Annotated in this window: 10 protein-coding genes; 7 read left to right on the top strand and 3 right to left on the bottom strand. The window is 42.4% G+C overall.

What is annotated here, in order from left to right; translation table 11 throughout:
- Nucleotides 1-455 precede the first annotated feature (455 nt).
- Nucleotides 456-839, top strand: a complete 384-nt coding sequence (locus NH399_RS20670) for an MmcQ/YjbR family DNA-binding protein (protein ID WP_253043101.1) — start codon at nt 456-458, stop codon at nt 837-839.
- Here the strand turns inward: NH399_RS20670 and NH399_RS20675 are convergent.
- From NH399_RS20675 to NH399_RS20685, 3 genes are all read right to left on the bottom strand, one after another.
- Nucleotides 823-2,079, bottom strand: coding sequence for a HAMP domain-containing sensor histidine kinase (locus NH399_RS20675; RefSeq protein WP_253043102.1), 1,257 nt, complete (start codon nt 2,077-2,079; stop codon nt 823-825). The genes NH399_RS20670 and NH399_RS20675 overlap by 17 nt on opposite strands.
- A complete protein-coding gene (locus NH399_RS20680; RefSeq protein WP_253043103.1) occupies nt 2,076-2,744 on the bottom strand; it encodes a response regulator transcription factor in 669 nt (222 codons plus the stop codon). Before NH399_RS20680 ends, NH399_RS20675 begins: the two co-directional genes overlap by 4 nt.
- A gap of 150 nt (nt 2,745-2,894) precedes the next feature.
- Entirely contained in the window at nt 2,895-4,178 is a 1,284-nt protein-coding gene (locus NH399_RS20685) for a Glu/Leu/Phe/Val dehydrogenase (RefSeq protein ID WP_253043104.1), read from the bottom strand.
- Between the two features lie 542 nt (nt 4,179-4,720).
- Between NH399_RS20685 and NH399_RS25775 the strand changes: the two genes are divergently transcribed.
- The 6 genes from NH399_RS25775 to NH399_RS20720 all read left to right on the top strand — a co-directional run bounded on the left by NH399_RS25775 (nt 4,721) and on the right by NH399_RS20720 (nt 11,824).
- Entirely contained in the window at nt 4,721-6,628 is a 1,908-nt protein-coding gene (locus tag NH399_RS25775) for a pre-peptidase C-terminal domain-containing protein (RefSeq protein ID WP_305885107.1), read from the top strand.
- A 130-nt stretch (nt 6,629-6,758) separates the two neighbouring features.
- Nucleotides 6,759-7,184: a hypothetical protein gene (locus tag NH399_RS20700; RefSeq protein WP_253043105.1), complete on the top strand. Its 426-nt coding sequence runs from the start codon at nt 6,759-6,761 to the stop codon at nt 7,182-7,184.
- A 74-nt stretch (nt 7,185-7,258) separates the two neighbouring features.
- On the top strand, nt 7,259-7,867 hold the full coding sequence (locus tag NH399_RS20705) for a tRNA-uridine aminocarboxypropyltransferase (protein WP_253043106.1): 609 nt from the start codon (nt 7,259-7,261) through the stop codon (nt 7,865-7,867).
- Between the two features lie 110 nt (nt 7,868-7,977).
- Nucleotides 7,978-10,122 (top strand): prolyl oligopeptidase family protein, encoded by a 2,145-nt coding sequence (locus NH399_RS20710; protein WP_253043107.1) that lies wholly within the window; start codon nt 7,978-7,980, stop codon nt 10,120-10,122.
- A 381-nt stretch (nt 10,123-10,503) separates the two neighbouring features.
- A complete protein-coding gene (locus NH399_RS20715) occupies nt 10,504-10,707 on the top strand; it encodes a cold-shock protein (RefSeq protein ID WP_253043108.1) in 204 nt (67 codons plus the stop codon).
- Nucleotides 10,708-10,972: 265 nt separating this feature from the next.
- Nucleotides 10,973-11,824, top strand: coding sequence for a TraB/GumN family protein (locus NH399_RS20720; protein WP_253043109.1), 852 nt, complete (start codon nt 10,973-10,975; stop codon nt 11,822-11,824).
- The last annotated feature ends 19 nt before the right edge of the window (nt 11,825-11,843 follow it).

Raw genomic sequence — 11,843 nt, forward strand, 5'->3', positions numbered from 1 at the left:
GACTGCCTATATTTAATATAATTAGCACAAGGAAAATGGATTTCTTTATACGTTCTAATTGGAATTTAATTTATTTGAATAGCCAACTGGCATTCTACAAACCTTATAGTTTTTAAGCCTGCGTTCAGCTTTGTACATTTAAAATGTATGACTATGTTTTGCTGTTTTGAGTTAGATAATACCTACTTTCCGCATTTGGGTCTTATGAGCTTAAACAGCTCCTGACAAGAAACTCTTCACTCTTATAGAGATGGTTTTTCTAGTTAGGTTTAGTGTACCTTTTTAATGCTTGGTATCATCGCAACTGTGTCTCCGCGAAAGCCAAGTATGAGGAAGGTGCACTTTTTTTACTTATGAAAATACTTGAGAAAGTCATTAACTAGGAATCTTAATCAGTGTGTTATACTGTTTTTTATTATGCCTTCATAAACTGAGATATAGTAGAGCTTACTATTATGAACTACAAAGCTTCTCAAGCTTACCTCTTATCAAAACCTGAAGCGATTGAAGATTATCCATTTGGTGAAGATGTCGCTGTGTTCAAAATAAAGAATAAAATGTTTGCCACGCTCGCCTATCATGAGTCTATTGCTCAGATGAATTTAAAGTGCGAACCGCAAGAAGCTTTGATGCTAAGGGATGTTTTTGAGGCCGTTATTCCTGGATATCACATGAATAAAAAACACTGGAATACGATTATCTTAAATGGCAGCATTCCAGAGTCAGAAATAAAGAGAATGATTGACCGCTCTTATAGTTTAGTTGTGAATGGTCTAAAGAAATCAGAGAAAGATGCTTTAGTTCTCATTCATGGAAAAGACGTTATTCATAAGAAGTAGCTTTCTTATCAGCTAAATTTAGAGTCAATGTGAATTCTTTTTTTGTTTGAGTAATGTTAAAAGTCCAGCTCATTGACTCTACCATTCTTGATACTAAAAATAGCCCTTGCCCCATCCCTTTGCTTTTCTTATTTTTGACACCTGCTTGAGTGATATCTTGATGCTCAATATTCTCTATAGTGTTATGAAAGGCAAGTTGCTTATCTTGGTATCTGATTTTCAAGGATGGGCTACTGGCATGATTAATCGCGTTGTTAATAATGTTCGTTATTACCAGTTTGAGTAAATGTCGGTTAGCCGTTACCTGGATATTAGATGGTATATCTATATCGACTTCAAAACTACCTGCTATGAGCTCATCAGAACATTCAATAATAGTTTCTTCAATAAGCTCATTTAATGCGATATCACTTTTGGTTAGAGATTCGGCTCTGGCTAAAGAAAGTAACGCATTTAGAGTGACCTCTATTTGCTCGCAAGCGGACTTTAAGTCTTGTGTGTCTTTATTAGTTAGCTCCCTGCTATCAGAGAGTATCAAGGTATTTTTAATGATGGTGAGAGGTGTTCTTAGCTCATGGCTTACATCTCGGGTGAAGTTTTGCTCTCTTGTTAAGGCATGTTGTAGTTGATTAATAGAATGCTCCAGCGTTTGCGATAGATAGCCGATTTCGTAAGGATAGGCTTTGAGAGAAAGCTCATTTTTCTGAGCTAATTGTTTCTTGACCGATTCGGCAAGCTCAACAATCGGTGTTGCGGTGATCAAGCTTAGTTTGTAACCTATCCACACTCCAAGCAAAAGTGTTGCAAAAAATGCGATGCTAAAGAGAAGCAGGACACGAGAAGATAGATAAGTAACGACTAATAGTGGCGATACCTCGGCAACCAGAAAAACGCTCTTCTGATCGTAGAGTTTGATCGTCACCAGATGATAGTGGTCCTGAGTTGGTGTGAAAACTTCTTCTGTCTGTGGAGATTGTCTGAGTTCTGCCTGTATGACCTCAGGAAGAGCATCAAAGTCTTCGTAAAGATTAATGTAGTCAGCTTGAGGAACAACTAATTGATGAGTGATTCGGTATTGCTCTTGTATGCGGGTGGTTTCTATACGAAGTAGTCTTTCAATGATTTCGTCTTCTACCGCATAAGAAATAAAAATAACGAGAGCGAAATAAATAACACTGAGCCCCGTTGTAAATCCGCAGAGAATAAGCAGCGTCTTATGTTTTATGCTAGAAATTGTCATATATCAAGCTTAAATCCTACGTTCATTATTGTCTTGAGCATCGGTTTGTTAAATGATTTATCAAGTGATTTTCTCAAGCTATAAATATGTGATTTTAGTGCGTCACTTTCGGGCGGATTATCGCTCCAGATTGAGTGAATAATAAAACTGCGTGATACAGAGTTGGGATGAGCTTTCACCAATATTTCTAAAATGTCGAAGCCTATTTTGGTTAGTTTGATCGGCTCTCCTTTCCTGGATGCTGCGCGGCTTTTTAGATCGAGACTTAATTCCCCTACTTCGATAGTCTGCGTCTGGTGCAGATTTTGGCGCCGAGCCAGTGCTTTGCAGCGCAGTACAACTTCTCGTAAGTCGAATGGCTTAGTCAGGTAATCGTCGGCGCCCTCATTAAATCCTTTGACTTTGTCATCGAAACTGTCTCTGGCGGTTAGCATCAATATGGGGGGAAGTACGGTGGCCTCTTGTTTTATTTTTTTGCAAACATCCAAACCATCACCATCGGGCAAATTCAAGTCGAGTAGAATAACATCAAAAATATTATTGATAGCAAGTTGAATACCTTGCTTGGCAGTGCTGGCATAATCGACCTGCCAGTGTTGTAACGTGAGAAATTCGGCAAGCTGTTTAGCGATAGTTTCGTTGTCTTCGATAAGAAGGACTTTCAATGCTACGATCCTGATGAATAGAGTTCATAGCCAGTATATAAGGTAATAGGTGAAAAGTAAGTGAAAGTCGTAGATTTGGATAGTAGCCCATGCCACGAAGTGATTAGTTAGAAAAGAGCGTCGCAGTGTTTCCACTGCGACTTTGATATATTAGGAATTAAAGTAGTCGCGAGTTCCGTGCGCTTCAATACCCTGGCCAATACGTCGCATGGCAACAGTATAGGCGGCATCGCGCATGCTGCGATTTTCGGACTCTGTCAGCTCCCAAACATCAGCAAAAGATTTTTGCATGATGTGCTCAAGGCGCTGATGAACTTCTTCCAGTGTCCAGGCGTAACCCGCTCGATTTTGTGCCCACTCAAAGTAGCTGACAGTAACACCACCGGCGTTGGCTAAAACGTCTGGTATTACAACGATACCTTTTTCATCGATAATCGGATCGGCATCACTCTCGATTGGCCCGTTGGCAACTTCCACGATGTATTTGGCTTTAATATTGGCTGCATTTTTTGCTGTGATCACACCTTCCAACGCCGCAGGGATCAGTATGTCAACATCAAGCTCTAGTAGCTCTTCGTTGCTGATGCTCTTATGATCCACTAATTCACAAACCGAATGTTCGCAGTAGACAGCACGTACACGACGAGAACGCTGTTTTTCTTGGTAAATACTATTCACATCGAATCCGTTATCGGAGTAGATGCCACCTTGTGAGTCACTGATGGCGACAACTTTATAGCCCGCATCTTGAAGCAGGCGTACCGCGTGATAGCCGCCATTACCAAATCCTTGAACGGCAACCGTAGTTTCTGCTGGATTCAAGCCTTTCTTTTTAGCCAGTTCGAGCACACAAAGGTAGGCACCACGGCCCGTTGCATCGTCACGACCTAAGCTGCCGCCAAGGCGTACGGGTTTGCCGGTAATAACACCAGGCGCTTTAACGCGTTTGATGGCTTCGTATTCATCGGCCATCCAGCCCATAATGCGAGCGTTGGTGTAAACGTCGGGTGCTGGAATATCTGTTTGTGGGCCAATAAAGTCAGCCATCGCTCTTACATAAGAACGAGACAGTCTTTCTAGCTCCATAGGAGAGAGGTGTTTGGGGTCGACAATCACGCCACCTTTACCACCACCGTAGGGCAAACCTACGACCGCACACTTAATGGTCATCCATAAGGCCAAAGCCTGGACTTCTTCTAAGGATACGTCTGGATGGTATCGAATACCGCCTTTAGTTGGCCCTAAAACGTTGTTGTACTGGCAGCGATAACCTGTGAAATGCTTGGTTGAACCATCGTCCATACGAACAGGTAACGAGGCCGTCATCGTTGCTTTAGGGTGCATGAGCCCCTCGATGATTTCTGGGGATACGTCTGCGCTTTCACCAATTTGCTTAACGCGGTTTAGAGCGTCCGAAAAGACGTCTGTTGACATGAAGTTCACTCCTTTAAAAAACGCTATCGTAGAATTTGGATAGGGTTGTTTTAACGAATAATTATTGACCGAAACACTTGGCCATTACGAGGCGTTTATTGTCTATGGATGTCCCTTAAATGGAAAATACTTTATAGCTGCTCTGACCAGATTAAATGGTTATTTAAGAGTCTTCATCCTGTTTTGATATGTGCTCGAATCGACGCTTTTTATGAGAGCTAAGTCGCACTTTTTTGACTGTACAACTGGACTCTCATCACAACCTTGAGAGTAGAAAAAACCTTTAAAATCATCGAGATTACATTAGAAAATGCTAAATAACAGGCGAAAGGCAAGTGAAATAATTTTGGATAGAGATATATGAAAATTTAAAGTGAAATTTGCAACAATATTTCCATTGGTGAATGTGAATATTTCACAGAGTATTGATCGCGATTATTTAATAATCGGTCTGCTTGTAGGGGTATACAAGCATTCTTATCGTTCATATTGAAAGCTGAGCAGTCTTCAATAAAAACACTATAAATATGGGAATAACCAATATGAACACATTTAAACTGAGTGCCTTATCGGCACTTTTACTCGTTGGGACGAGCTATTCTGTTGGCGCACAAGCAGAACCTTTGTTTCAACCATTATCTAAGCAATCTCTTAAAGCATCAGAGTCTGTTGCGGCCAAGATGAGCAGTCCGGCGACCGAGTCTGTTGTTTCATTTAAAGCCAATACGGCGCTGGTCAACCTATCAGCAAAATCTTTGGACATTAACCTGGCGTCCGATCTGAATTTAAAAGTGTCGCGCCACAGCGTTCACACTAATCCGCAAGGCAGTGTTGTCTGGAAAGGGGCAGTCACCAGTGCTAACCATCAGAAAATGGCAGTCTCTGATGGTTTGATGGATAACAGTGTAATTTTGGTTAAGCGTGACTCCGGGATCACCGGTAGTGTGCGTGTTAATGGACAACTTTATAGCATTCGTCCTCTAGGCAATGGTGCTCATGCTGTCTACAAAATTAATGAGAGCAAAATGCCAGAGGATCATCCTCATGGTGCAATGCAGACCATTGAGCAAAGCGATGCTCTTTCGTATGACGATATTCAAGCGTCTGTTCAAAACACGGTATCTACTCAGGCCGAAATTGCTGCAACGGCAGACATTGGAATTCTGGTTGGCTACACTGCCGCTGCGAAGAACGCTGTTTCTGATATTCAGGGATTGATTGAGCTAGCTGTAGCAGAAACTAACACGGGTTACAGCAACAGTGGCGTCGATGCGACCATGACCTTGGTGCATACCTATCAGGTGAACTACACAGAAAGCAACTTTAGTACTGACTTAAGTTACTTCCGTAATAATAATGACGGAGTGATGGACGAAGTCCACGGCAAACGTGATCAGTATGGTGCTGACGTTGCCATGATCATGACTAATGTTACGGATTATTGTGGATTGGCATCGGGTATTGGCTCGACATCATCCACGGCATTTGCCGCGGTTTATCATGGTTGTGCGACAGGATATTATTCTTTCGGTCATGAAGTAGGGCATTTGCAATCGGCTCGACACGATCCGAATGCCGATCCGACTTCGACACCTTATGCATTTGGACATGGTTATCAGTATGCGGCAGGTAACTGGCGCACCATCATGGCCTATAACTGTTCTGGTGGCTGTACTCGCATTAACTGGTGGTCAAACCCTAACAAGACCCGTAACGGCGTTGCTATGGGAACGTCTTCTACCAATGATAACGCGCGCGTTTTGAACATTACATCACCCACTATTGCTAACTTTAAAGGCAGCGGTGGTGGAGGCGGTAGCGACACTGCATTAACCAATGGTCAGGCGCAAACTGGTCTGGGTGGCTCACAAGGTAACGAAGAGTTCTTCTACCTGGATGTACCAGCGGGTGCGACAAACTTAAGTTTTGTGACCAGTGGCGGTTCCGGTGATGCCGACCTTTATGTGAAGTTTGGTTCTAAGCCAACGACCTCTAGCTATGACTGCCGTCCATACCGTAATGGCAATGCAGAGACTTGTAACATTTCAAGTGCGCAAGAAGGGCGTTACTGGGTGATGTTACGTGCTTACAGCACTTTCTCTGGCGTGAGTTTGACAGGCTCTTTCTCTGAAGGTGGCGGTAACAATGGTGGTTCGCTAACAGAAAGCAATTTGTCTGGCTCTCAGTCGGCCTGGGATCGTTATAGCGTTGTGATTCCAGCAGGTATGTCGTCGTTTACTATCACTATTAATGGTGGTTCTGGCGATGCAGATCTTTATGTTCGTAAAGGATCACAACCTTCGACCTCGAGCTACGATTGTCGCCCTTACCGCAACGGTAACTCTGAGACCTGTACCTTTAATAATCCAGGTGCTGATACCTGGCACATTGGTTTAAGAGGATATCGAGCTTACTCAGGAGTGACACTGAATGCTCAGTGGCAACCTTAGAGTTAAGCGCTCATAATGAAGAAGGCGGCTTATGAAAATAAGCCGCCTTTTTTATGCAAGGAACCTCAGTTTTAAAAATGTCTCAGGGATGTCATACTCTTATTAGTAATTTTCTTATAGAGAGTAATCAGTGGATTCGAGTATAGGGCAATCACTCAAAAAGAACTTGGTTTCGATTATCAGTTTGATCGTAGCGATTGTGGCTTTGACTTATAACACCTGGCGTAACGAACAAACCGAGGATAACCGCAATATTCGCGCAGCGAGTTTTGAAATTCTTAGAGAATGCGCTCATTTGCAATTACTAACCGACCTGGCTTTCTATGGATCTTCAAAGTCTGCGGATTCGATTGATGGATGGGTTCGCGTTAATTTTATTCTATCACTGACTCAAGTCATGCCATCATCAGTAAGACACCAGGCTGCCGAGTTGAAACAAATGTGGACGCAGCACTCAACGGAACTTCACGTAGAGAAAAATGCAAATGAGGTTCTTACTCAATCGATTAATGATATGGAGCAAGCGGTTCTGGATGCTTTGGAGCACCTCGAGTAAGGGGCATCGCGTTGTGACGAGTTGTGAAGTAGTGTTAATGACGATTAAAGCTTCTGTTATGAGTAAGGTTTAGGATGAGTCAGCGCGAGCTATGTTGCCAATGCCAGTACCCTAAGTCGACCTGTATTTGCCATGCTGTGTCGAGTGTTACTACCCGGCATAGGGTGATTATTCTACAACATCCTTCAGAAATGGAAGCGTCCAAAGGTACGGTTCGGCTCATCAAGTTATGCATGCCCGATGTGATCTGTGTCGCGGGAGAAGTCGAAAGTGATTTTGATGCCGTCAAAGCATTGTTAAAGGACGATCAGCAGCCTTGCTATCTTGTATATCCAGGTGAAGACAGTATTGCGATAGAGTCGTTGGCTGCAAAGGATGAACCTGGCGGCGGGGCTATTACTTTGATTTTGCTCGATGGTACCTGGCGTAAAGTTCATAAAATTTTACAAAAAAATGAATGGCTACTAGCGCTCCCTAAAATGAGCTTTTCTAATGTGCCTGAATCTAGGTACTGGATTCGAAAAGCAGGGAGAGAAGACAGCTTATCGACTCTGGAAGCCTTGGCTTACTGCATTAACCAGCTCGATGATAGTGATGTGAGTCCTTTGTATCAGGTCATGGATGCGATGATGGAAGCACGTTTTCATCGTATGCCCCAAAATGTGCGTGAACGTTACCCATAGCCTTGCTGTTGCCCTTCATCTGACTCTGTAATAGAGTGCCCCTCATCGAAATATCGTATGGCTAAATAAGCAAAGTGCTTGTTAGACCAGTCTATCTATAAGGGGATGAAATGAAAATAAAGACGAACCTTCAGTGGTTGACGAGTGTTGCCCTTGTCAGTGCAGCCATTGCAGGCTGTTCTCATCAACCTGTTGAAACACCATCGGCTGAGAAAGTTGCCCACAGTGCTCAACAAGTCAAAGATACCGACTTTTTATGGTTAGAAGGCGTTGAAGATAAACGTGCTTTAAACTGGGTAGAAGAGCATAACAAAGTGACTCATGAGGCGCTTGCAACAACCAGTCATTTTAAAGAGCTTTATAGTAAGAATCTGGATGTTTATCAGTCTAATGAGCGCATCCCTTATATTACACAGCGAGGCGAGTACTACTATAACTTTTGGCAAGATGCTGAGCATCAACGCGGTATTTATCGCCGAACAACTTTAAGCTCTTACAAAAGTGATAACCCTCAATGGGAAGTCGTTATCGATTTTGATGCGTTGGCCAAACAAGAGAATGAAAACTGGGTATACAAAGGCATGAACTGCCTTTATCCCAAAGAAATCTTATGTTTGGTGAACCTATCTCGCGGCGGTGCGGATGCTACCGTAGTGAGAGAGTTCAACATGAAGACAAAGTCATTTGTTGAAAATGGCTTTAAGCTAGCCGAAGCCAAAAGCAGCATCGCCTGGATCGACAGCAACACTGTTTTTGTTGGCACCGATTTCGGTGAAGGGAGCTTAACCGAGAGTGGTTACACTCGAATTGTAAAGCGCTGGAAACGTGGCACGCCATTAGCCGATGCTAAAACGGTTTATGAAGCAAAGCCAGAATCTATTTATGCTTACGGGGCTCGCTTTTTCTCAAAAGACGGTTCTCTGGATATGTTGGTTGAAGCACCGACTTTCTTTACCAATGTTGCTTACGTTCTTACTGATAAAGGGCGAGTTAAAATTCAGAAGCCTGATAATGCAGTCATCAGTGGTTACTTTAACAAGCAGGCCTTTATCTCTTTAAAAAGTGACTGGAATGTTAATGGCAAGATCTTTAAGCAAGGATCAGTGATTACGATTCCAATGGAAGACTTATTAGCGGGTAAGAAGAACTTTGAGTTATTTGCTGCTCCTTCTCAGTCGAATACCATTGCTGGCATTAGCTTTACCAAAAGTTATGTTTTGGTAAGTTGGCTAAAAGATGTAAAAAGCAGCGTCAGCGTTTATAAGCAAGACAAATCTGGCAAGTGGCAGTCGCGTGATTTGCCATTTGATGCCAATGGCCGCATCAGTGTTTTTGGAACTAACGAAAACTCAGAGCAGTTCTTCTTATCGTACGAAAGCTTCCTTCAGCCAGACAGCTTCTATATTGTGAATGGCAAAAACTTGAAGTCTGAAAAACTGCGTCAGCTTCCGGCTTTCTTTGATGCTTCTAAGTATGAAACGGCACAGCACTTTGCGACCTCGAAAGACGGCACTAAAGTACCTTACTTTATTGTTAAGCCTAAAGGCATGAGTAGCGATAGCAGTAATCCGACCTTATTGTATGGTTATGGCGGCTTTGAAGTTTCATTACGTCCTAGCTACAGCTCAACAGTTGGTATTGACTGGTTAGAGCAGGGCGGTGTGTATGTTCTGGCGAATATTCGTGGTGGCGGTGAGTATGGCCCTGCCTGGCACCAAGCGGCACTTAAGCAAAACCGACATAAAGCTTACGAAGATTTTGAAGCTGTTGCAGAAGATTTGATTCAGCGTAAAGTCACTTCGCCCAAGCACTTAGGAATTCAAGGCGGTAGTAACGGCGGCTTATTGATGGGGGCTATGTTGACTCGTCGACCAGAGCTGTTCAATGCGATTGTTTGTCAGGTTCCGCTACTCGACATGCTGCGTTTTCACAAGTTGCTGGCTGGTGCTAGCTGGGTGGGTGAGTACGGCAGCCCTGACATTGAAGAAGAAAGAAAGTATCTGGCTTCTTACTCTCCTTTCCATCAGTTAACTAAGACAGCTAGCTACCCAAAAGTATTGTTCACGACATCAACCCGAGATGATCGCGTACACCCTGGTCACGCTCGTAAGATGGTTGCAAAAATGGAAGCCCTTGGACACGACGTTTTCTATTACGAAAACACTGAAGGTGGACACGGTGGTGCAGCAAACCAGAAGCAAAGCGCCTATTTGAATGCAATGGTTTACACTTATTTAATGGATCGCTTGAAGTAAAAAACAGGGGGAGTTCTCTCCCCCTTTCCTCTGTCATTTTATCTTCACAAAAATGCTAAAAACCTTTCTTATCGGCCTGCGAAAATTTGCGGCACTCATGATCGTTCTATCATAATTTCTATACTGAGAATTCCATTAGAAATACGCTTATAAACGTTTTATTTGTGGCATAAAGCAACAAGTTTCGAGAGTTATCTATATTCGAGAAATGGATGTAAAAGGGCTGGAACCTCGATTAGAATTGCGGTAGCATCATTGACGTGCATGGTGTTTTTTGAGCGATTACTTGCAAGAATTCAGGGTGTTTCTTGTCGGTAACACGAGCAGAAAACAGCACTTAGTTTTTGGTTTTATTAATAAATATGTTAGTGGTGACGAATAATGGCAACCGGTACAGTTAAATGGTTTAACGAGTCAAAAGGCTTTGGTTTTATCTCTCCAAGCGATGGAGGTCAGGACGTATTTGTGCATTTCTCTGCAATTAAATCCGAAGGTTTTAAAACCTTGGCAGAGGGACAATCTGTTTCTTATGATGTTGAGAAAGGGCCAAAAGGCTTACAAGCTGCAAACGTTCTTGCTCAATAGATCCGTTTTGTATTAGTTGTACGAAAGCCAGTAGATAACTGGCTTTCGGTATTATTGTATATAGTATACCTGTTCGATAGACTAGGCTATGTATCCTTGCGCCTGATTCTTTACTAAACCTCTTATTTACTCAAATATAATCGTGAGATATTCGTTGTAATATAACTTGTTAACTCAGGACTATTGAGTTCTGATGATGGAAAGTGCTTGTTTAAGGCACGCTAAATTTAATCAGATGGGATTTGATTAATACTGGAGAATATAAATGAAAAAACTATCTTTATTACTTACCGCCATGCTGTCGTTCAGTAGTGTTGTGAATGCTAAATCTTCTGTGTGGAAGATAGAGAAAGACGGCAATGTCGCCTATCTGGGTGGGACGGTTCATATCCTTAAGAATTCAGAGCCTGCATTACCTGGTGAATATAAACAAGCTTATAAAGATGCAGAAAAAGTTATTTTTGAAGTACCCATCGATAAGTTAGCCGCGCCAGAGTTCCAGAGCAAAATGATGACCCAGGCATTTTATTCGGGCGAAAAGTCTCTTAAAACTGTGATGAGTCCTGATGTGTATAAACGCCTAAAAGATTTTTGCACCAAAGAAGGGATTCCTTTTAATGACAAAGTAAAGCCTGGCTTTTTGAGCTCGATGATTTTGGTCATGATGGCACAGAAGCATGGCTTCTCAATGGAAGGCATTGATAGCCGCTACTTTGAGCAAGCCAAAAAAGATGGCAAACAAATCGGTGCGTTAGAAACCGTTGATTTGCAACTTTCTTATATCACCAGCATGGGAGTGGGTAACGAAAATAACTTCTTTAAGTACAGCCTTAAGGATATGTCAGATTTTGAAACGGCAATGAACAGCATGATCACTGCTGTCAAAAAGGGAGATACTCAATTTTTGACAGAGAAAGTGCTAGAACCATCTAAAGCTTTCCCCAGTATTTATGACAAGCTAGTGGTAGAGAGAAATAAAAACTGGATACCTCAAATTGAGTCTATGATGAAAACAAAAGAAAAAGAGTTCATCATGGTCGGTGCGCTGCACTTGGTTGGGGAGCAAGGTGTTTTAAAGATGTTGCGAGATAAGGGATATAAAATCAAACAGCTATAAGCAGAAAAAAGGGCTATTA

Origin of the sequence: Pleionea sp. CnH1-48, from assembly GCF_024124665.1 — a bacterium.
Classification (GTDB): Bacteria; Pseudomonadota; Gammaproteobacteria; order Enterobacterales; family Kangiellaceae; genus JAMXSB01.